Source organism: Leeia aquatica (assembly GCF_012641365.1).
GTDB classification, from domain to species: Bacteria; Pseudomonadota; Gammaproteobacteria; order Burkholderiales; family Leeiaceae; genus Leeia; species Leeia aquatica.
On the sequence record NZ_JABAIM010000002.1, the window covers coordinates 379,323 to 401,499 of the forward strand.

Sequence of the window (22,177 nt, forward strand, 5' to 3'; positions counted from 1 at the left end):
TATGCCGGATTAAGCCTTGACCGCTGCAACCACCTTCTGGGCGGCGTCGGCCAGCCCTTGGGCAGAGGTCAGCTTGAGACCGGATTCGTCCAGAATCTTGGCACCCAGTTCGGCGTTGTTGCCTTCCAGACGCACCACCACCGGCACGGTCACGTTGACTTCCTTCACCGCCGCGATGATGGCTTCTGCGATCATGTCGCAGCGTACGATGCCGCCGAAGATGTTGATCAGCACGCCTTGCACCGACGGATCCGCCAGGATCAGCTTGAAGGCTTCAATCACGCGTTCCTTGGTGGCGCCACCGCCCACGTCCAGGAAGTTGGCCGGTTGGCCGCCGTACAGCTTGATGATGTCCATGGTGGCCATCGCCAGACCGGCACCGTTCACCATGCAGCCAATATTGCCTTCCAGCGCCACGTAGTTCAGCTCGAACTCGGAAGCCTTCAGCTCACGCTCGTTTTCCTGCGACTTGTCGCGGATGGAGGAGAGGTGCGGCAGGCGGAACAGCGCGTTGCTGTCGATGCCGACCTTGGCATCCACGCAGCACAGGCTGCCATCGCCACGGATGGCCAGCGGGTTGATTTCAAACAGGGCGAAGTCGTTTTCAACGAAAGCCTTGTAAGCACCGGTCATCAGCTTGGTGAACTGGCCGATCTGGTCGCCGGACAGGCCCAGCGCAAACGCCACATCGCGTGCCTGGAACGGCAGCAGGCCCACCAGCGGGTCCACCGTCACCTTCAGGATTTTTTCCGGGGTGTTGTGTGCCACTTCTTCGATCTCGACGCCACCTTCGGTCGAGGCCATGAAGGTCACGCGGCGGCTGGAGCGGTCCACCACCGCGCCCAGGTACAGCTCGCGCTGCACCGGGTACATGTCTTCACACACCAGTACCGAGTTCACCGGCTGACCGTTGGCATCGGTCTGGTAGGTCACCAGGTTCTTGCCGATCAGGGTACGGGCTACGTCAGCGGCTTCTTCGCGCGACTTGACCACCTTCACGCCACCCGCCTTGCCACGGCCGCCAGCGTGTACCTGCGCCTTGATCACGGCGAACTTGCCACCCAGCTTGTCAAATGCGGCAGCTGCTTCTTCGGCGTTGGTCGCCAGAACGCCTTGCTGTACCGGCAGGCCATACTTGGCCAGCAGTTCCTTGGCCTGATATTCATGCAGATTCATTACAGTTCCTTCAACGAGGGGGTTGGGGGTCCGGGGTGGGGGTATGGGCCACCCCGGTCACAATCAGCCGTGCAGTGCCCGCTTGTCCACAGCCAGTGCGGCTTCGTGGAATACTTCGGACAGCGACGGGTGGGCATGGACGATACGGGCAATGTCTTCCGAGGCGGCGCTGAATTCCATCGCCATCACCGCTTCGGCCACCATTTCAGAGGCAAACGGGCCGATGATGTGGACACCCAGCACGCGGTCGGTCTTGGCATCGGCCAGCACCTTGACGAAACCATCGGCGTGGCCGAGGCCCAGCGCGCGGCCATTGGCACCAAAAGTGGAACGACCGGCCTTGTACTCGACGCCTTCGGCTTTCAGTTGTTGCTCGGTCTTGCCGACCCAGGCAATTTCCGGGTTGGTGTAGATCACCCACGGGATGGTGTCGAAGTTGATATGGCCCTTCTGGCCAGCCAGCGTTTCGGCCAGCGCCACGCCTTCGTCCATCGCCTTGTGGGCCAGCATCGGGCCGCGCACCACGTCGCCAATGGCGTACACATTCGGCAGGTTGGTAGTCCAGTGGTCGTCGATCTCCACCTGGCCGCGCTCGTTCAGCTTGAGGCCCACCTCTTCTGCGCCCAGGCCCACGGTATTCGGCACGCGGCCCACGGCCACGATCAGCTTGTCGAATTCTGCCTTCTGCGCTTCGCCCTTGGCGTCGGTGTATTCCACGCTGACGCCCTTCTTGCCATTACTCACCTTGCCCAGCTTCACGCCGGTAGCGATCTGGATGCCCTGCTTGGCAAACAGCTTGGCGGCTTCCTTGGCCAGGGCTTCATCGGCGGCGCCGAGGAAGGTCGGCATCGCTTCCAGGATGGTGACTTCCGAGCCGAGGCGACGCCAGACGCTGCCCATTTCCAGGCCGATCACACCGGCGCCGATCACACCCAGACGCGCCGGGGTGCTGGCCAGGCTCAGCGCACCTTCGTTGTCGAGGATGTTGACGTTATCAACGGTAATCCCCGGAATCTGACGCGGGCTGGAGCCGGTGGCGATAATCACGCGGGTGGCACTCACCACCTCCACCTTGTCACCGTCCTTCACCTCGACTTGCCACAACTCGCCCTCGTGCTTGAGCAGGCGGCCGGTACCCAGCAGGCTGGTGACCTTGTTCTTCTTGAACAGGAAGGACACCCCTGCCGTGAGCTTGTCGACGATCTTGTCCTTGCGGGCGATCATCTTCGGCACGTCCATCTTGGCACCGTCCACGGTAATGCCGTGATCGGCAAAGTCGTGTTGCAGCTGGGCGTAGTTTTCCGAGGATTGCAGCAGCGCCTTGGAGGGGATGCAGCCCACGTTCAGGCAAGTACCGCCCAGGCTGGGCTTGCCTGCCTTGTTTTTCCAGGCGTCGATGCAGGCGACGTTGAAGCCGAGCTGGGCAGCCCGGATGGCGGCAATGTAGCCGCCGGGGCCGCCGCCGATCACGACGATATCGAAGTTGTTTGCCATTTTCAGGTCTCGTTGGTTACAGGCAGCAGGTTCGGGGGGCTGCCTTGGTCTTCCACCATCCAGCCGGGGGCGTGCCCCCGGCGCTGTACTTACAGGTCCAGCAGCAGGCGGGCCGGGTCTTCCAGCACATCCTTCATCGCCACCAGCGACAGCACGGCTTCGCGGCCATCAATGATACGGTGGTCGTATGACAGCGCGAGGTACATCATCGGGCGCACTACCACCTGGCCATTTTCCACCACCGCACGCTCCTTGGTGGCGTGCATGCCGAGGATGGCGGATTGCGGCGGGTTGATGATCGGGGTGGACATCATCGAGCCGAAGGTGCCGCCGTTGGACACGGTGAAGGTGCCGCCTTGCAGCTCTTCCACACCCAGCTTGCCTTCCTGGGCGCGCTTGCCGAAGTCGGCAATCTTCTTCTCGATGTCGGCCAGGCTCAGCTGGTCGCAATCACGCAGCACCGGCACCACCAGACCGCGCGGGCTGCTCACCGCCACGCCAATGTCGAAGTAGCCGTGGTAGACGATGTCGGTACCGTCCACCGAGGCGTTGACGATCGGGAACTTCTTCAGCGCATGCACCGCTGCCTTGACGAAGAAGGACATGAAGCCCAGCTTCACGCCGTGGTCCTTCTCGAACTTGTCCTTGTACTTGTTGCGCAGGTCCATCACCGGCTTCATGTTCAGCTCATTGAAGGTGGTGAGGATGGCGGCGGTGGATTGCGACTGCACCAGACGCTCGGCCACGCGCTGACGCAGGCGGGACATCGGCACACGCTGTTCCGGACGGCCGGACAGGTCGGCAATCACAGCCGGGGCTGCAGGCGCAGCCGCTGCAGCGGGCTTGGCGGCAGCGGCCTGCACGTCTTCCTTCAGCACACGGCCACCGCGACCGGAGCCTTGTACGTTATCCAGGTTCACGCCGGTTTCTGCGGCCAGCTTCTTGGCGGACGGCATGGCGGCAGCGGTGCTGGCGGCGGCTGGCGCAGCTGCTGGTGCAGCAGCGGCGGCCGGGGCGGCTTCTCCTTGCACGGCAGCGGTGTCGATCTGGGCAATCACTTCCTGGCTGCCACACACCGAGCCATCACCCTTGATGATCTTGACCAGCTTGCCGGCCTGCGGTGCAGGCAGTTCCAGCACCACCTTGTCGGTTTCCACGTCGATCAGGTTTTCGTCACGGGCGACAAACTCGCCTTCTTTCTTGTGCCAGGCCAGCAGGGTGGCTTCAGACACGGACTCCGGCAGTTGCGGCACTTTTACATCGATGATCATGGGATGCATCCTTCTTTCAAAAGTGGACAAGGGTGGCGTACCGCCACCCTTCACCCGAACGTTATTTACCCAGCGTCATGGCCGCGTCGAGGAAGGCCTTCAGCTGTGCAGTATGCTTGCTCATATAGCCCACGGCAGGCGAAGCGGAGGAGTCGCGGCCGGCGTAAGACAAGGTCTGACGCGGCGACATGCAGGCTTCCAGCCGGTGACGAATCTGGTGCCAGGCGCCCTGGTTGCGCGGTTCTTCCTGCACCCACACCAGCTCCTTGGCGGCGCTGTACTGCGCCAGCTCGGCACGCAGCGCTTCGGTCGGGAACGGGTAGAGCTGCTCGACACGCACGATGGCGATGTCCTTGACGTTGCGCTCCTTGCGGGCGTTGACCAGGTCGTAATACACCTGCCCGGAGCACACCACCACGCGCTTCACCTTCTTGGCATCCAGACCGCCCTGGTCGCCGATCACGGTGTGGAATTCACCCTTGCTCAGCTGTTCGATCGGGGTCATGGCGTCCTTGTAGCGCAGCAGGCGCTTGGACAGCATGATCACCAGCGGCTTGCGGTACGGACGCAGCATCTGGCGACGCAACAGGTGGAACATCTGCCCGGCTTCGGACGGCATGATGACCTGGATATTGTGCTCGGCGCACAGCTGCAGGTAACGCTCGACACGGGCGGAGGAGTGCTCCGGGCCCTGACCATCGTAGCCGTGCGGCAGGATCATGGTCAGGCCGCACAGACGGCCCCACTTGGTTTCGCCGGAGGTAATGAACTGGTCGATCACCACTTGCGCGCCGTTGGCAAAATCGCCGAACTGCGCTTCCCAGATCACCAGCTCATCCGGTGCCGAGCAGGCATAGCCATATTCAAAGGCCAGTACCGCTTCTTCGTTGAGGATGGAGTCGATCACCAGGAAGTGTTTCTGGTTCTCGGAGAGATTACGCAGCGGCACATAGCTGCCGGTATCCCACTTCTCGCGGTTCTGGTCATGCACCACGGCATGGCGGTGGCTGAAGGTGCCACGACCCGAGTCTTCACCGGACAGGCGCACGCCATAGCCGGATTCCAGCAGCGAGGCATAGGCCAGCGTTTCAGCCATGCCCCAGTCCACCGGCAGCTCGCCGTTGACCATTGCCTTGCGGTCGTTCAGCAGCTTCTCGACGGTACGGTGCAGCTTGAAGCCTTCCGGCATGCGGGTCAGCTTCTCGGTCAGGCGCTTGAGGTCTGCCGCGGGCACCGTGGTGTCGGTCGGGTGCGCCCAGTGGGTACCGAAGTATTGCGAGAAGTCGATGGCAAACGCGCGCTGGAAACCGGTGAGCGAGGTCTGCTCGACATGCTCGCCCTTGTCCAGCGCAGCGCGGTAGGCGGCGATCAGCGCGTCGCCCTCGTCTGCTGCAATCACCCCCTCGGCCGCCAGCTTGTCGGCAAACAGCTTGCGGGTGCCGGGGTGCTTGGAGATCTTCTTGTACATCATCGGCTGGGTCAGATACGGGTCGTCCGACTCGTTGTGACCGTGGCGGCGGAAGCACACCAGATCAATCACCACGTCCTTGCCGAAGGCGGCGCGGTATTCCAGCGCAGCCTGGGTGACCAGCACCACCGCTTCTGGATCGTCAGCATTCACGTGGAACACCGGGGCTTCGATCATCTTGGCGATGTCGGTGCAATACAGCGTGGAGCGGGTATCGCGGGTGTCCGAGGTGGTAAAGCCCACCTGGTTGTTGATGACGATGTGTACCGTGCCACCGGTGCCATAGCCCCGGGTTTGCGACAGGTTGAAGGTACCCTGGTTGGTGCCAAGGCCGATGAAGGCGGAGTCACCATGCAGCAGCACCGGTAACACCTGTGCGCCGGTCCGGTCGCCACGGCGTTGCTGGCGGGCCCGCACCGAGCCTTCCACCACCGGGTTGACGATTTCCAGGTGCGAGGGGTTGAACGCCAGCGACAGGTGGATCGGGCCGCCCGGGGTCGGAATGTCGGCCGAGAAGCCCATGTGGTACTTCACGTCACCTGACGGCAGCTCGGTGGTCGGGCGACCTTCAAATTCGGAGAACAGGTCCTTCGGCGCTTTGCCGAGGGTATTGACCAGCACGTTCAGGCGGCCACGGTGGGCCATGCCGATCACCATTTCCTGCACGCCACGGCTGCCTGCGCCCTGGATCAGTTCATCCAGTGAGGCAATCAGCGATTCGCCGCCTTCCAGCGAGAAGCGCTTTTGGCCTACGTACTTGGTATGCAGGTACTTTTCCAGCGTTTCGGCAGCGGTAATCTGCTTGAGGATGCGGCGGCGCTGCTCAGCGCCGAAACGCGGGGTGGAAGCGCGCGACTCGAACCACTCCTGCACCCATTTTTTGCGGGCGCTGTCGGTGATGTGCATGTATTCGAGGCCGACGCTGCCGGTATAGGTCTGGCGCAGCTTGCCGAGAATGTCGGACAGCTTGGCCTGGGTGTGCCCCATCAGCGAGCCGCCGTGGAAGGTCAGGTTCAGGTCTGCGTCGGACAGGCCGTGGTGCGACAGCTCCAGCTCCTTGATCCGCTCGCGGTCAAAGCGCTGCAGCGGGTCCAGCTTGGCATGGCGGCTGCCGAGGATACGATAGGCTGAGATCAGGCGCAGCACCTGCAGTTGCTTTTCCGAGGCAGCCGGATCGGCACTGCCGCTGGCGACACGCGGGCGTTTGACCAGCTCGACGAAGGACTGTTGCACCGGGGCATGCGCCACATCACGCTCGCCCGGCTGGTGGCGTTGCCAGCCATCGAACAGGCCGCGCCAGTGGTCATCGACACTGTCCGGGTCTGCCAGGTATTGCTCGTACAGCTCTTCCACGAACGGCGCATTGCTGCCGAACAGGTGGGAACTGTCCCAGTGGTGTTGCATCTCGTTTGACATCGTATCCATCACTTGAGGTCAGGGGGTTACCGCCGCCGGCGCGCCAGTGGCAAGGCGGCGCTTCCTTGCGAAAGCGCCGCCTGCTGCATCAACGCTGGTCCAGCGACACGTAGTCACGTCGCGCTGCGCCGGTGTACAGCTGGCGCGGGCGACCAATCTTCAGGCCCGGATCGGCAATCATTTCGGCCCAGTGCGAGATCCAGCCGACGGTGCGCGACAGCGCAAAGATCGGGGTGAACATGGACACCGGGATACCCAGTGCCGCCAGCACGATGCCGGAGTAGTAATCGACGTTCGGGTACAGCTTTTTGCTGATGAAGTACTCGTCTTCCAGCGCCAGTTTTTCCAGCGCCATGGCCAGCTTGAACAACTTGTGGTCGTGCAGGCCGAGTTCGTTCAGCACTTCGTAGCAGGTTTCGCGCATGATCTTGGCGCGCGGGTCCATATTCTTGTACACGCGGTGGCCAAAGCCCATCAGCTTGAAGCCGTCGTTCTTGTCCTTGGCGCGGGCGATGAATTCCGGAATGCGGGCTTCGTCGCCGATTTCGTTCAGCATCTTCAGCACGGCCTCGTTGGCACCACCGTGTGCCGGGCCCCACAGGCAGGCGATACCGGCAGCAATGCAAGCAAACGGGTTGGCACCGGAGGAGCCGGACAGGCGCACAGTGGAGGTGGAAGCGTTCTGCTCATGGTCGGCATGCAGCGTGAAAATGCGGTCCATGGCACGGGCGGCCACCGGGTTCACCTTATATTCGGCCACCGGGGTGGAGAACATCATGTGCAGGAAGTTCTCGGCGTAGGTCAGGCCGGCCTTCGGATAGGAGAACGGCAGGCCCTTGTTGTAGCGGTAGGCTTGCGCGGCAATGGTCGGCAGCTTGGCGATCAGGCGGAAGGCCGAAATCTCGCGGTGGCGCTCGTCATTGATGTCCAGCGAATCGTGGTAGAAGGCGGACAGTGCGCCCACCACACCCACCATCACGGCCATCGGGTGCGCATCACGACGGAAGCCCTTGAAGAAGGACATGATCTGGTCGTGCAGCATGTTGTGGCGCATCACCAGATGGTCGAACTCCTGCTTCTGCGCTGCGGTCGGCAGTTCGCCGTTCAGCAGCAGGTAGCAGACTTCGAGGTAGTCGCTCTTCTCGGCCAGTTGCTCGATCGGGTAGCCACGGTAGTACAGCAGGCCCTGGTCACCGTCGATGAAGGTGATCTTGGACTCGCAGCTGGCGGTGGCCAGGAAGCCGGGATCGTAGGTAAACATGCCGGTCTTGCCCAGCGTGCGGATATCCACCACGTCCGGACCCAAGGTGCCTTTGAGGACCGGCAGGTCGATGCTCTGACCGTCGCCGTAATTCAGTTTCACACTGCCGTTTTCCATGTTCTGCTCCACTGGGACGCTCGACCGGACCACTTCGCCCGGTGAACGAGGTTATCGACTGTTCGGGTAGCCCCGTTTTGTTGTAGTGTGTCTGCCGGTAGTCCGTTTTTGCCGGGCTGCCGGTATCTCTCCGTCCGTCCCCCCGGTCGATCAGCCGGGGCTTGCTGCGGTTGCTGCGTTCAGGCGTTGCGCAACCGTTCGATGACCGGCAGCCAATGTTCCACATCGGTGTCGGCCCGGCGATTGACCATGTCCAGCAAATCATTGTCGGGCAGCAGCAGGATCTCCTGATAGGCCATCTGCTGCTCGGCGGGCAGGGTATGCCACTGCTGGGCGAGGAAGCGGTCCAGGATCAGGTCCAGTTCCAGCAGCCCGCGGCGTGAACGCCAGCGTATACGGTCAAAATCGCTCATCTGTGCTTCTTTATGGATGGCAAGTCGGGTTTGTGCCAGTGGCCTTGCGGCCACCGGGCATCAGACCGCGCGCTTGACCATCATTTCCTTGATCTTGCCGATGGCGAAGGTCGGGTTCAGCTCCTTCGGACAGACATCGACACAGTTCATGATGGTGTGGCAACGGAACAGGCGGTACGGGTCTTCCAGATTGTCCAGACGCTCGTTACCAGCCTGATCGCGGCTGTCGGCCAGGAAGCGGTAAGCGGCCAGCAGGCCCGCCGGGCCGACAAACTTGTCCGGGTTCCACCAGAACGACGGGCAGGAGGTGGAGCAGCAGGCGCACAGAATGCATTCGTACAGGCCGTTCAGCTTGTCGCGCTCTTCCGGCGATTGCAGACGCTCTTTCTCCGGCACCGGATCGTTGTTGATCAGGTAAGGCTTGATCGAGTTGTACTGCTTGAAGAACTGGGTCATGTCCACGATCAGGTCGCGGATCACCGGCAGCCCCGGCAGCGGGCGCAGCTCGATCGGTTGCTTCAGCGTGTCCACATCGGTAATACAGGCCAGCCCGTTGCGACCGTTGATGTTCATCGCGTCGGAGCCACACACGCCTTCACGGCAGGAACGGCGGAAGCTCAGGGTATCGTCCTGAATCTTCAGCTTGACGATGGCGTCGAGCAGTTTCTTCTCGATCTCGTCCAGCTCAACCGTCATGTCCTGCATGTAGGGTTGCTGATCCTTGTCCGGATCGTAGCGGTAAATGCGAAATTGAATGGTGCGGGTAGTCATCAGCACGCCCTTTTAGTAGGAACGGGTTTGCAGTTCGATGGTGTCAACGGTCAGCGGCTTCATGTTGACCGGCTTGTATTCCAGGCGGTTGCCATCACGGAACCACAGGGTGTGCTTCAGCCAGTTCGTGTCATCGCGACCATTCGGCGTTTCCGGCGTATCGGCCGCATCATCACGAACGTGGGCACCGCGCGATTCGGTACGCGCATTGGCCGAGATCATGGTGGACTTGGCCACTTCGATCAGGTTGTCCAGTTCCAGTGCTTCGATACGGGCGGTGTTGAACACCTTGGAGCTGTCGTGGATCTGGGTCTGCAGCACCATCTGCTCCACTTCCAGAATCTTCTCCACGCCTTCGGCCAACTTGTCCTTGAAGCGGAACACGCCGCAGTGGGCCTGCATGGTCTTTTGCATGGCGGCGCGGGCGTCGTTCACTTCCACGCCGTTCTTCTGGCTATTCAGCCGTTCAACGCGCGCCACGGCACGGTCGATCTCGCTTTGCGGCAGCGGCGGCAGCGATTTCACTTCGCTACGCACGTAGTCGATCAGCGAGTTGCCTGCGCTCTTGCCGAACACCAGCAAGTCCAGCAGCGAGTTGGTGCCCAGACGGTTGGCACCGTGCACCGAGGCACAGGCCACTTCACCGGCGGCGTAGAAGCCCGGCACCACGGCACCGTTCACCACCACTTCGCCACGATAGTTGGTCGGCACGCCGCCCATCTGGTAATGGCAGGTCGGCACCACCGGGATCGGCGCCTTGATCGGGTCGACACCGGCAAACTTGATGGAGATTTCACGGATGCCCGGCAGCTTGGACTTGATCACGTCCGGGTCCAGGTGGGTGATGTCCAGCAGCACATGGTCCTTGCCGGAGCCACAGCCACGGCCTTCGGTGATTTCGGTCACCATGGCGCGCGACACCACGTCACGCGAGGCCAGATCCTTGGCGGACGGCGCATAGCGCTCCATGAAGCGCTCACCGGCCGCATTACGCAGAATGCCGCCTTCACCACGCACGCCTTCGGTAATCAGCACCCCGGCACCGGCCACGCCGGTCGGGTGGAATTGCCAGAACTCCATGTCTTCCAGCGGGATGCCGGCACGGGCCGCCATGCCGAGGCCGTCACCGGTATTGATGAAGGCGTTGGTCGAGCTCTGGAAGATGCGACCGGCACCGCCGGTGGCAAACAGGGTGGCCTTGGCCTGGAACACCACGATTTCCGAGGTTTCCATTTCCATGGCGATCACGCCCAGCACCTTGCCTTCGCTGTCGCGGATCATGTCCAGCGCCATCCACTCCACGAAGAACTGGGCATTGGCGCGCACATTGCGCTGATACAGGGCATGCAGCATGGCGTGACCGGTACGGTCAGCCGCCGCACAGGCGCGGCGCACCGGGGCACCCTTGCCGAAATTGGAGATATGGCCGCCAAACGGGCGCTGATAGATGGTGCCGTCCGGGTTGCGGTCAAACGGCATGCCGAAGTGCTCCAGCTCCACCACCACCTTGGGTGCTTCGCGGCACATGAATTCAATGGCGTCCTGATCGCCCAGCCAGTCCGACCCCTTCACGGTGTCGTACATATGCCAGTGCCAGTGATCCGGCTCGGAGTTGCCCAGCGAGGCGGACACCCCGCCCTGCGCCGCCACAGTATGCGAGCGGGTGGGGAACACCTTGGACAGCACGGCCACCTTCATCCCGGCTTCGGCCAGCTGCAGCGAGGCGCGCATGCCTGCGCCACCGGCGCCGACGATGACTGCATCAAATGTTCTTACCGGCAGGGCCATTTATACACTCCACAGAATATTGATGCCGTACACCAGCGCGGCCACCAGCCACACCACGGTCAGTACATGCAGGGTCAGGCGCACGCCGACCGGTTTGACGTAATCCATCCACAGGTCACGGATGCCCACCCAGGCGTGCAGCAGCAGCGCGATATAGGTCACCAGCGTGAACACCTTCACCGAGGTGTGGGCAAACAGGTTGCGCCAGCCCTCGTGGGTATGCGGAATCGACAGCAGCAACACCACCAGCGCGATGGTGTAGACGATCATCAGCACCGCAGTGGCGCGCTGCATGATCCAGTCACGCAGGCCATAGTGTGCGCCCACCAGAATCTTGTCCTTGCTCATGACAGCAACACTCCTCCCAACACGGCGGTCAGCACCAGGCTGATCACCAGCACCGCCTTGGCGGTCGTACGTGCGGTATGCAACTGGATGCCCTTGTGCAGGTCCAGCGCCAGAAAGCGGATACCGGCACACAGGTGATGCATGAACGCCCAGATGAAGCCCAGCATCACCAGCTTGACCAGCGGATGGGTCAGGAACTGCTTACAGGAGGCATAGACTTCGGGGGAGCTGAGCGAGAGTTGCAGCAGGTAGAGCAGGAAGGGCAAACCGAGGAATAGGGCCACACCGCTGACGCGATGCAGGATCGACACCTTGCCCGGCCACGGTAGCCGGATCTTGGTCAGGTCGAGGTGCTTGGGACGCACTTTTTGCATTATCACGATTCCTGATGCGGCACTGCACCGAAGCACCGGTTGCAGCGCCGGATTGACGCTTGACCGTGACGGCACCGCCGCCACAATCGCCATCGCAGTACCGCCGCCAGCCCCGCAAGGCTGGCAACCGTACAACATGCTGATTTTAGCAAAAAATTTAGCCCACTACCGACCGACTACAGCCCGCAAGCGACATTTTCTTGCAACGCAACAGCGCGCACACCCTTCTAGAGCCGACGATACTGCACCAGACGGCTATCCAGCCACATCCGCCGCCACTCCACCGGCAAGCCCTCCAGATCACACGCCCGCCGCATCACCCGCAGCAAAGGGCTATGTTCCGGAAAGCGCAACCACGGCTCCTCATCCGCCGGGGCTGCCACAAACCATTCCTGCACCCCGCCCACCCGCACGCCAAACTCGGCGGCGTACAGGCGATACATCTGACCGCCATACTGCTTGATCAGGCGCGGCTCCAGCCGGTCGAAGCGCTCGGCATCCAGCACCGACTCCTCATACCCCACCATCCGCCCCGCCACCCGCAGCTGCCGCCGCACCAGGCGCACCGGCGCATTACGGCGCAATTGCAGCATGTCCGACGCCCGCTCGCTGGCCACACCGCGGCCACAACTCAGCAGCTCCGGCTCCACCCGCTCCGGCGCGGCCAGGCCATCATCGCCACTGGCGCACAACGCCGACCACTGCCATTCATCCGGCCACGCCGCCACAAAGGTACCCACCCCCTGCCGACGCAGCAGCAAACCTTCTGCCACCAGCGCATCCAGCGCCTTGCGCACCGTACCCTGGCTCACCTGAAAACGGTCCGCCAGCGTGTACTCGCTCGGCAGCGATTCATCCGCCAGCCACTCGCCTGCAGACACCGCCTCCATCAGGTAGCGTTTCACCTGCAGATACAAAGGCTGAAAAACCGGACGTGGTGAACTCATACTGGCTGCCTTTTTACCATTGCCCCCTCCCCCTGTCCATACATGTCTTATATAAGACACATGACTTGATCAAGGTCAAGCACAAATCCACCTCATCTGCTATCGTCAAAAAACCGTGTGCCGTGCTACACTGCCCGACGCATATTGCAGCGCACGATAAACCGGCCCACCGGTCCGCTGGCCAACCGGTTGATCACGCGCACACCTATAATCTGAATAGTCCATGCATGGACAAACGCCGCCGTGCTGTCGTGCAGCAAGCGTCAGCCTGGTTTCGCGCCGTCCCTGTGAAACAACCAGACGTTGGAGCCCACACCATGAAAGCACCCGTACGTGTTGCCGTAACCGGCGCAGCCGGTCAGATCGGCTACAGCCTGCTGTTCCGTATCGCCAGTGGCGAAATGCTGGGCAAAGACCAGCCGGTCATCCTGCAATTGCTGGAAGTGGCACACGAGAAAGCCCAGCAAGCCCTCAAGGGCGTGATCATGGAGCTGGACGACTGCGCCTTCCCGCTGCTGGCTGGTGTGGTGGCAACCGACGACCCAATGGTAGCCTTCAAGGATGCCGACATCGCCCTGCTGGTTGGCGCCCGCCCGCGCGGCCCCGGCATGGAACGCAAGGACCTGCTGCAGGAAAACGCCAAGATCTTCACCGTGCAAGGCGCCGCACTGAACGCCGTAGCCAGCCGCAACGTGAAGGTACTGGTGGTGGGCAACCCGGCCAACACCAACGCCTACATCGCCATGAAGAGCGCACCGGACCTGCCGTCCAAGAACTTCACCGCCATGCTGCGTCTGGACCACAACCGTGCTCTGTCGCAACTGGCCGCCAAATCCGGCAAAGCCGTCAGCAGCATCGACAAGCTGGTGGTCTGGGGCAACCACAGCCCGACCATGTACCCGGACTACCGCTTCGCCACCGTGGGCGGTGACAGCCTGAAGGCCCTGATCAACGACGAAGAATGGAACCGCACCACCTTCCTGCCGACCGTTGGCAAGCGTGGCGCCGCCATCATCGAAGCCCGCGGCCTCTCCTCCGCCGCCTCCGCCGCCAACGCCGCGGTTGACCACATCCGCGACTGGGTGCTGGGTACCAACGGCAAGTGGGTCACCATGGGCGTGCCATCCGACGGCAGCTACGGTATTCCGGAAGGCGTGATCTACGGTGTGCCGGTCACCTGCGAGAACGGCGAATACACCCGCATCACCGGCCTGGAAATCGACGAATTCAGCCGCGAACGGATGAACTTCACCCTGGCTGAACTGGAAGAAGAACGCGCCGGCGTCGCCCACCTGCTGGGCTAAGCCGACCGCTTCCGGTCACGAAAACAGGCGGGCATGTCCCGCCTGTTTTTTTTGGGTATATTGGTCACATAACCTGCTGCCCTCTTGCTCACCAGCGATTAAAGGGATGAGGGTTTAATGAGCGTGGCGATTAGAAGTGTGTGGGAGCCGTCGCTTCAGTCAACTGCTCCAAAATCTTTTTGCATCTGCTAGAGAAAATTATAAAAAGAAGGGGTGGCATGAAAAAAATCCTGTGCATGATATTTTCAATATTAGCAATTTCATTACTGATCGTTTTTCTGCCACAGGTCATTTCAGGGCAAGCCAGCCTGAGTATGACGCTATTTACTCTGATTTCCCTACCCTATGGCGCTTACCTGTTTGGCTACTACGCCTTGTATGAGAAGCTTCCTTTTAGAAGAGATTAGCTGCTGGGTCCCGTATGAATATCAGCTTGCAGATGGACTAGACGCCTTGCATGATGCTATCACGGCTATACCTGAGCACCATCCGGGTATGCAGATTTGGGCAGAACAGGCTTAATATGTCGACGAGGTGCTACTCAGGAGCAGAGGGATGAAGTTTGTAGATAAGCGCATTTTCAAAGGAGAACGCTTTTCAATTGGTATAGAAGCGACAACGGGGCGGTCTTATTTAGCCATTCCAGTCGCAAATTCTTTGGTGGAATACGAGGAATACTATGAGATTGATCAAGCGCTCGTAGAGGACTGTGCAAACAATCTGGAAGCGCTGCTGGAAATTGCTCGCTTGTGCAGAACCCGTCAGTTTGATCATCACCTGATCATGCCAGCCGGGCGGCTCAGGGGCACGGCATTGTAAGCTTGAGTGGCTTGACTGAAACGGACTGATTCGCAATGAAAAAGACTATTTTCAACGCAGATGGGCTCACGCTGTTACAAGAGGGTGAACAATATGACGTCACCTAAAGCGTTTACGTCGTCGGATGCTGAAATCTGGAAAGCCAAGCTTGGCGCCTATTCCTCAGTGAGTAAACTACTCCGCGACCTTGCTGAGCACTATGGTTTATCAAGAAATGATGCCGCTGTACTACTTTATGAACTCTTCGATGGCTTTTCGCTGGACGATATTAGCTATGTGTGGAAGTGGGATTATGTGGGGAGTGGCCGAGGGATTTCAGATCAACACCTTGACCAGCAGCTTGGGCACTTGTTATAGAATTTTAACAAGCTACTACCTGAACCAATTTGCTGCATCCCCGGCCAGCGTGCATTTCTCACTACCGTAGCCATCATACACCTCCCCCCTTCCTTCTCCTCCACAACGTCGTGCGGCTGATGCCGAGCGCGCGGGCGGCGGCTTGCAGGTCGCCTTGGTGGTGGGCGAGGGTGGCTTCGATGGGGTCGGTTGAGGTGGGGGTGGGGTGGAGTTCGGGCAGGATGCTGGACCAGTCGGCCCCGGTGGCGGTGTGGGCGTGGCCGAGGTGGAATACGAGGGCGCGTTCCAGCAGGTTTTCCAGTTCGCGCACATTGCCGGGCCAGGCGTAGCCTTGGGCGTGCTGCAGCACGGCTTGCCAGACCGGGTGGGTGTCGCCGCCCTGCCCCAGTTTGGCTTGCAGCCCGGCCAGCAGGTGCTGGGCCAGCAGGGGCAGGTCTTGCAGGCGTTCGCGCAGTGGCGGCACGTTGAGCGCGAGGATATTGAGGCGGTAGTAGAGGTCGGCGCGGAAGCGGCCTTCCGCTACGCGCTGGCGCAGGTCGGCATGGGTGGCGGCCATCACGCGGAGGTCAACCGGGGTGGGCTCGACACCGCCCAGCCGCAGCACTTCCCGCTCCTGCAGCACGCGCAGCAGGCGGGTTTGCAGCGGTAGCGGCATGTCGCCGATTTCGTCGAGGAACAGGGTGCCGGTGTGTGCCAGCTCGATCAGGCCCGCCTTGCCGCCCTTGCGGCTGCCGGTAAACGCGCCTTCTTCAAAGCCGAACAGTTCGGATTCCAGCAGGCTGTCGGGAAAGGCGGCGCAGTTGATGGCCACAAACGGCGCATGGCGGCGGGCGGAGTGCAGGTGCATGCCTTGCGCCAGCAGCTCCTTGCCGGTGCCGGATTCACCTTGCAGCAGCACCACCGCGTCGCTGGCACCGTAGAGCCGGGCCAGCTCGCGCACCCGCTGGATCGCGGGCGATTCACCCACCAGATCGTCCAGCCGGTAGCGGGCGCGGAATTGCCGCCGCTGGCTGAGGGTACGCAGCTTGCGGTCGGCGCTCTGGATGCTGCTGGCGTCCTGAAAGGTGAGCACCGCGCCGGTCTGCTGGCCTTGCTCGATCAGCGGCAGGCGGTGGGTCACCAGGGTGCGCTGGCCGACCGATTCCACCCGTTCGCGGCTGGCTTCGCCACTGCGCAGCACATCCTGCAGGCTGAGCGGCGGGCACAGCTCGGAGAGGCGGCGGCCGGTAGCCCATTCTTCCGCCACCCCCAGCAGGTGCGCCATCGCCGGGTTGAGGGTTTCGATGCGCTCCTCCATGTCCACCGCCACCACGCCTTCGGCCAGCGTCTGCACAATACAGTCGAGCCGCTCGCGCTTGATCTCTTCCAGATGGGCGATGCGGGCCACCTCCAGCGCATCGTCAAACGCGCGGCGCACCGAGGGCGCGGAGTAGAGGATCACCCCCGGCAGCCCTTCCTGCATCGCCCACGACACGATCAGGCTGGAGCCGACCACCACCACCCGTTCACCGGAGTGGGCCAGCGTACGCAATAGCTGGCGAGCCGCTTCGTCCTGCTGATAGGTGCGGATGTCCAGCGGCAGGCTGAGCATGGGCTGCAGGTCGGCAAACTCGCTGGCGAGCTGCTGGCGGGTGAGGATCACCACCCGCCCAGCATCCATCGCCTGCGCCTGCTGCAGCGCCAGCAGTACGTCAAAGCCATTGACCTGGATGGTGGCCACCGGCACCGGCAGCGCCTCGCGCAGCTGCTGGGCATTGGCCCCGGCCGCCACCAGTGCGTCCAGCAGCCCGGCCCGCCACAGGCTGCGGGCATCCTGCTCGGCGTCCTCCAGCGGGCGGTCGAGCAATCGCCAGTCGGCGAGGTGGGCGTATTCGGTGAGCTGGCTACGGCACAGGTCGGCCAGCCCTCGGGTGGCGACCACGGCAATCTGCGGTTTGCGGCTGGGCATAGCTTCACTTTGAAACAGCAATGTTTCATATTGAAACATGAAACCATGCCCTGCACCAGCGGCGCCAAACCGCTCGCCTGATAATCATTTGATTCCATGCAGAAAAACCACGCCCGCCCGCCGCCCCAGCGTGCTGGCACGCGCCTTGCAGGGGAATGGGCCACTTACCTGACCGGAGGTTATATGTCTCACCTCATCAGCGCCGGACGGCGCTTCCGCGATGCCGTTGCCAACGAGCACCCCTTGCAGGTGATGGGTGCCATCAATGCTTACGCTGCCCGTCTGGCCGAGCACAGCGGCTACCGTGCGCTATACCTGTCGGGGGGCGGCGTGGCGGCAGGCTCCTGCGGCATCCCCGATCTGGGCATCACCACGCTGGAAGATGTGCTGATCGACGTGCGCCGCATCACCGACGTGACCGAGCTGCCCTTGCTGGTGGACATTGATACCGGCTGGGGCGGCGCTTTCAACATCGCCCGCGCCATCCGCAGCCTGGAAAAGGCCGGGGCCGGGGCGGTGCATATTGAAGATCAGGTGCAGCAGAAGCGCTGCGGCCATCGCCCGAACAAGGCCATCGTCAGCCAGGCCGAGATGGTGGACCGCATCAAGGCGGCGGTGGATGCTCGCCGCGATGCGGACTTCGTGATCATGGCCCGCACCGACGCGCTGGCGGTCGAAGGGCTGAACGCCGCCATCGACCGCGCCTGCGCCTGCGTGGAGGCCGGTGCCGACATGATTTTCCCGGAAGCGATGACCGAGCTCGGCATGTACCGCCAGTTTGTCGACGCGGTAAAGGTGCCGGTGCTGGCCAATATCACCGAGTTTGGCAGCACGCCGCTGTTCACCACCCGCGAGCTGGGTGACGCTGGCGTGGCGATGGTGCTGTATCCGCTGTCGGCCTTCCGCGCCATGAACCAGGCCGCGCTGGAGGTATATCAGGCGATCCGCCGTGATGGCACGCAGCAGAGTGTGGTAGACCGCATGCAGACCCGTGCCGAACTGTACCAACACCTGGGCTATCACGATTTCGAGCAGAAGCTCGACGCGCTGTTTGCCCGCGAAAATGTGGCGGAATAAGCGCCCGTCTCTCCATCCCGAAGAGGAACCCTCATGACCCAGAGCACCGAATCTGTCCTGCCCAAGCCAAAAAAGTCCGTCGCGCTGTCTGGCGTGGCCGCGGGCAATACCGCGCTGTGTACCGTGGGCCGCACCGGCAATGACCTGCACTATCGCGGTTACGACATCCTGGACGTGGCCGATCAGTGCGAGTTTGAAGAAATCGCCCACCTGCTGGTGCACGGCAAGCTGCCAACCCGCGCTGAGCTGACCGCTTACAAGCAGAAGCTGCGCGCCCTGCGCGGCCTGCCGCAAGCGGTAAAGGCGGTGCTGGAGCAGTTGCCCGCCGCCACCCACCCGATGGACGTGATGCGCACCGGTGCCTCCACCCTCGGCTGCGTACTGCCGGAGAAAGACGACCACAACACCCCCGGCGCGCGCGACATTGCCGACCGGCTGATGGCCTCCTTTGGCTCCATCCTGCTCTACTGGTACCACTTCAGCCACAATGGCCGCCGTATCGAGCTGGAAACCGATGATGATTCCATCGGCGGCCACTTCCTGCACCTGTTGCACGGCGAGCGCCCGTCCGAGCAGTGGGTGAAGGCGATGCACACCTCGCTGATCCTGTACGCCGAGCACGAGTTCAATGCCTCCACCTTCGCTGCCCGCGTGGTGGCCGGTACCGGCTCCGACATGTACTCGGCCATCACCGGCGCGATAGGCGCGCTGCGCGGCCCCAAGCATGGCGGTGCCAACGAGGTGGCGTTCGAAATCCAGAAACGCTACGACAGCCCGGACGACGCTGAAGCCGACATCCGCGCCCGTGTGGAACGCAAGGAAGTGGTGATCGGCTTCGGCCACCCGGTGTACACCGTCTCCGACCCGCGCAACAAGGTGATCAAGGAAGTGGCGCGCTCGCTGAGCGATGCTGCGGGCAACCGCAAGATGTTCGACATTGCCGACCGGCTGGAAGCGGTGATGTGGGACATCAAGAAGATGTTCCCCAATCTGGACTGGTTCAGCGCGGTCAGCTACCACATGATGCAGGTGCCGACCGCCATGTTCACCCCGCTGTTCGTGATCTCCCGCACCAGCGGCTGGGCCTCGCACGTGATCGAGCAACGGCAGGATGGCAAGATCATTCGCCCCTCTGCCAACTACACCGGCCCGGAAGACCTGCGCTTCGTGCCGATCGACGAGCGGAAGTAAAGCGCATGCTGCCGCTGCACTTCCGCGCTGCCCGCCGGGACGACCTGCCCCGGCTGGTCGCCCTGCTGGCCGACGATGGTCTGGGCCGGGGCCGTGAAACGCCGGAGGAACCACTGCATCCGGATTATCTGGCCGCCTTCGACAGCCTGGACCGCGACCCGAACCAGCTGCTGCTGGTGGTGGAGCACCAGGCCGAGGTGCTGGGCATGCTGCAGCTCACCTTCATCCCCGGCCTGTCGCGGCGGGGCGCCACCCGCGCGCACATTGAAGCGGTGCGGGTGGATGGACGCTGGCGGGGCCAGAAGATCGGCGAGCGCCTGATGCAGGAAGCCATCCGCCGCGCCGAAGCGCACGGCTGCCAGCTGGTGCAGCTCACCAGCGACCGCCAGCGTGAAGCCGCACACCGGTTTTACCAGCGGCTGGGCTTCGCCCCCAGCCATACCGGCTTCAAGCTGCGCCTGCCGCTGCAGCCTGATGCCCAAACGGATACCCACTGATTCTTGAACTGGAAGGAAACCACCATGTCTGCACACATCTCCAACGTTCGCCCGGATCCGGACAAAGTCCTGGTCGACATTGCCGACTACGTGCTCAACCACGTCGTCACCTCGCAAGAAGCCATGAACACTGCCCGCCTGTGCCTGATGGACACGCTGGGCTGCGGTCTGGAAGCGCTGGAATACCCGGCCTGCACCAAGCTGCTGGGGCCGGTGGTACCGGGCACCGTGGTGCCGAACGGCGCCAAGGTGCCTGGTACCCAGTTCCAGCTCGACCCGATCCAGGCCGCCTTCAACATTGGCGCCATGATCCGCTGGCTGGACTTTAACGACACCTGGCTGGCCGCCGAATGGGGCCACCCGTCGGACAACCTGGGCGGCATCCTGGCGGTGGCCGACTGGCTGTCGCGCAGCCGTGTGGCGCAAGGCAAGCCCGCGCTGACCATGAAGGACGTACTGGTGGCGATGGTCAAGGCCCACGAAATCCAGGGCTGCCTGGCGCTGGAAAACTCCTTCAACCGCGTCGGCCTCGACCACGTGGTGCTGGTGAAAGTGGCCTCCACCGCCGTGGTGACCCACCTGCTGGGTGGCAGCCGCGAAGAGATCATCAACGCCCTGTCCCACGCCTGGGTGGATGGTCAGGCGCTGCGCACCTATCGCCACGCACCGAACACCGGCAGCCGCAAGAGCTGGGCAGCGGGCGATGCCACCAGCCGCGCCGTGCGCCTGGCGCTGATCGCCATGAAGGGCGAAATGGGCTACCCGAGCGTGCTCAGCGCCAAGGGCTGGGGCTTCTACGATGTGCTGTTCAAGGGCAATGAATTCAAATTCCAGCGCCCGTATGGCAATTATGTGATGGAACACGTGCTGTTCAAGATCAGCTTCCCGGCAGAATTCCATGCCCAGACCGCCGTGGAATGCGCGGTGAAGCTGCACCCGGTGGTGAAGGATCGGCTGGAAGACATCGAGAAGATCGTGATCACCACCCACGAATCCGCCATCCGCATCATCGACAAGAAGGGCCCGCTGAACAACCCGGCCGACCGCGACCACTGCATCCAGTACATGACCGCCATCGGCCTGATCAAGGGCGACCTGACGGCTGCCGACTACGAAGATGAGGTGGCCAACGACCCGCTGATCGACGACCTGCGCGACAAGATGGTGTGCGTGGAAGACCCGCAATACAGCGCCGACTACCACGACCCGGACAAGCGCAGCATTGCCAACTCCATCCAGGTGTTCTTCCGCGATGGCACCAAGACCGTGCCGGTGAGCGTGGAATACCCGATCGGCCACCGTCGCCGCCGTGGCGAAGGCGTGCCGGTGCTGGAAGCCAAGTTCCGCCGCAACCTGGCCCGCCGCTTCCCGCTCAAGCAATCGCGCGCCATTCTGGACCTGTGCCAGGATCAGGCCCGCCTGGAAGCCACCCCGGTCAACGAGTTTGTCGATCTGTTTGTGATCTGATCATCACATTCACGTAACCAGTAGCCACAGGGGCACCCGTCACCGGGTGCCCCTGTGCTTTGGGGCCGCTGCCGGATACCCGCCAGCCCGGTATACTCAGGCTTTGCGCCACACACCACTCTGCCCATGATTGTCCTGCACACTGAACGCCTGACCCTGCGCCCACTCGACCAGCGCGACGCTGCCTTCATGCTCGAACTGCTCAACGACCCGGAATGGCTGCGCCTGATTGGCGACCGCCAGGTACGCACCCTGGACGACGCTGCGCGCTATATCGAAGACCACATGCTGGCCAGCTATCGCCAGCATGGCTTTGGCTTCTACGGCATTGAAATCAACGCCAGCGGGGTGCTGGCAGGCCTCTGCGGCCTGGTCAAGCGTGACTGGCTGGACCACATCGACCTCGGCTACGCCCTGCTGCCCGCCTGGCGCGGCAAGGGCATCGCCCGCGAAGCGGCGCAGACCATGTTCCACTACGCCCGCGACACCCTGCGCCTGCCACGCCTACTCGCCACCACCCGCAGCTACAACCACGGCTCGCAAAAGGTACTGGAATACATCGGCATGCAGTACGAGCGGGACATCCCCCACCCCGACGGCAGCCGCATGCTGATGCTCTATAGCTGGCAGGCTGACCAGGCTCAGCCGCAGCTGGACCACGCTTAACGCTGCC

21 protein-coding genes are annotated in these 22,177 nt (G+C 62.5%); 9 read left to right on the forward strand and 12 right to left on the reverse strand.

Going from position 1 to position 22,177, the window contains the following annotated elements; translation table 11 throughout:
* Positions 1-9 precede the first annotated feature (9 nt).
* The 11 genes from sucC to HF682_RS10925 form a co-directional block, all read right to left on the reverse strand.
* Positions 10-1,176: an ADP-forming succinate--CoA ligase subunit beta gene (sucC, locus tag HF682_RS10880; RefSeq protein WP_168877315.1), complete on the reverse strand. Its 1,167-nt coding sequence runs from the start codon at positions 1,174-1,176 to the stop codon at positions 10-12.
* Positions 1,177-1,239: 63 nt separating this feature from the next.
* Entirely contained in the window at positions 1,240-2,670 is a 1,431-nt protein-coding gene (gene lpdA / locus HF682_RS10885; protein WP_168877316.1) for a dihydrolipoyl dehydrogenase, read from the reverse strand.
* 89 nt (positions 2,671-2,759) lie between these two features.
* Entirely contained in the window at positions 2,760-3,941 is a 1,182-nt protein-coding gene (gene odhB / locus HF682_RS10890; protein WP_168877317.1) for a 2-oxoglutarate dehydrogenase complex dihydrolipoyllysine-residue succinyltransferase, read from the reverse strand.
* A gap of 61 nt (positions 3,942-4,002) precedes the next feature.
* Entirely contained in the window at positions 4,003-6,834 is a 2,832-nt protein-coding gene (locus HF682_RS10895; protein ID WP_373282883.1) for a 2-oxoglutarate dehydrogenase E1 component, read from the reverse strand.
* Positions 6,835-6,913: 79 nt separating this feature from the next.
* Positions 6,914-8,203 carry a citrate synthase gene (gltA, locus tag HF682_RS10900; protein ID WP_168877318.1) on the reverse strand — a complete coding sequence of 430 codons (1,290 nt, stop codon included), beginning with the start codon at positions 8,201-8,203 and terminating at the stop codon, positions 6,914-6,916.
* A gap of 179 nt (positions 8,204-8,382) precedes the next feature.
* Positions 8,383-8,616, reverse strand: coding sequence for an FAD assembly factor SdhE (locus tag HF682_RS10905; RefSeq protein ID WP_168877319.1), 234 nt, complete (start codon positions 8,614-8,616; stop codon positions 8,383-8,385).
* A gap of 60 nt (positions 8,617-8,676) precedes the next feature.
* Complete coding sequence (locus HF682_RS10910) at positions 8,677-9,387, reverse strand: succinate dehydrogenase iron-sulfur subunit (RefSeq protein ID WP_168877320.1); 711 nt, start codon at positions 9,385-9,387, stop codon at positions 8,677-8,679.
* Between the two features lie 12 nt (positions 9,388-9,399).
* A complete protein-coding gene (gene sdhA / locus HF682_RS10915) occupies positions 9,400-11,175 on the reverse strand; it encodes a succinate dehydrogenase flavoprotein subunit (RefSeq protein ID WP_205882028.1) in 1,776 nt (591 codons plus the stop codon).
* Entirely contained in the window at positions 11,176-11,523 is a 348-nt protein-coding gene (sdhD, locus tag HF682_RS17705; RefSeq protein ID WP_205882029.1) for a succinate dehydrogenase, hydrophobic membrane anchor protein, read from the reverse strand.
* The gene (gene sdhC, locus HF682_RS10920; RefSeq protein ID WP_168877321.1) at positions 11,520-11,897 is read right to left on the reverse strand and encodes a succinate dehydrogenase, cytochrome b556 subunit; all 378 of its coding nucleotides are present in this window, start codon (positions 11,895-11,897) and stop codon (positions 11,520-11,522) included. Before sdhC ends, sdhD begins: the two co-directional genes overlap by 4 nt.
* A gap of 227 nt (positions 11,898-12,124) precedes the next feature.
* Positions 12,125-12,844, reverse strand: coding sequence for a GntR family transcriptional regulator (locus HF682_RS10925; protein ID WP_168877322.1), 720 nt, complete (start codon positions 12,842-12,844; stop codon positions 12,125-12,127).
* Between the two features lie 317 nt (positions 12,845-13,161).
* Between HF682_RS10925 and HF682_RS10930 the strand changes: the two genes are divergently transcribed.
* The 4 genes from HF682_RS10930 (at position 13,162) to HF682_RS10945 (ending at position 15,324) form a co-directional block, all read left to right on the forward strand.
* Positions 13,162-14,148, forward strand: coding sequence for a malate dehydrogenase (locus tag HF682_RS10930; protein WP_168877323.1), 987 nt, complete (start codon positions 13,162-13,164; stop codon positions 14,146-14,148).
* 218 nt (positions 14,149-14,366) lie between these two features.
* Positions 14,367-14,555 (forward strand): hypothetical protein, encoded by a 189-nt coding sequence (locus HF682_RS10935; RefSeq protein ID WP_168877324.1) that lies wholly within the window; start codon positions 14,367-14,369, stop codon positions 14,553-14,555.
* A gap of 148 nt (positions 14,556-14,703) precedes the next feature.
* Entirely contained in the window at positions 14,704-14,967 is a 264-nt protein-coding gene (locus HF682_RS10940; RefSeq protein ID WP_168877325.1) for a hypothetical protein, read from the forward strand.
* 93 nt (positions 14,968-15,060) lie between these two features.
* Positions 15,061-15,324, forward strand: coding sequence for a hypothetical protein (locus HF682_RS10945; protein ID WP_168877326.1), 264 nt, complete (start codon positions 15,061-15,063; stop codon positions 15,322-15,324).
* Between the two features lie 73 nt (positions 15,325-15,397).
* On the opposite strand, the gene prpR is transcribed toward HF682_RS10945, so the two are convergent.
* Entirely contained in the window at positions 15,398-17,272 is a 1,875-nt protein-coding gene (gene prpR, locus HF682_RS10950; protein ID WP_168877327.1) for a propionate catabolism operon regulatory protein PrpR, read from the reverse strand.
* Positions 17,273-17,455: 183 nt separating this feature from the next.
* Here prpR and prpB point away from each other — a divergent pair, with 183 nt between their 5' ends.
* The 5 genes from prpB (at position 17,456) to HF682_RS10975 (ending at position 22,170) form a co-directional block, all read left to right on the forward strand.
* On the forward strand, positions 17,456-18,349 hold the full coding sequence (gene prpB, locus HF682_RS10955) for a methylisocitrate lyase (protein WP_168877328.1): 894 nt from the start codon (positions 17,456-17,458) through the stop codon (positions 18,347-18,349).
* 33 nt (positions 18,350-18,382) lie between these two features.
* A complete protein-coding gene (gene prpC, locus HF682_RS10960; RefSeq protein WP_168877329.1) occupies positions 18,383-19,540 on the forward strand; it encodes a bifunctional 2-methylcitrate synthase/citrate synthase in 1,158 nt (385 codons plus the stop codon).
* Positions 19,541-19,545: 5 nt separating this feature from the next.
* On the forward strand, positions 19,546-20,037 hold the full coding sequence (locus tag HF682_RS10965) for a GNAT family N-acetyltransferase (protein WP_168877330.1): 492 nt from the start codon (positions 19,546-19,548) through the stop codon (positions 20,035-20,037).
* A 24-nt stretch (positions 20,038-20,061) separates the two neighbouring features.
* On the forward strand, positions 20,062-21,504 hold the full coding sequence (locus HF682_RS10970) for a bifunctional 2-methylcitrate dehydratase/aconitate hydratase (protein WP_168877331.1): 1,443 nt from the start codon (positions 20,062-20,064) through the stop codon (positions 21,502-21,504).
* Positions 21,505-21,630: 126 nt separating this feature from the next.
* Positions 21,631-22,170, forward strand: coding sequence for a GNAT family N-acetyltransferase (locus tag HF682_RS10975; protein ID WP_168877332.1), 540 nt, complete (start codon positions 21,631-21,633; stop codon positions 22,168-22,170).
* Positions 22,171-22,177: the final 7 nt, after the last annotated feature.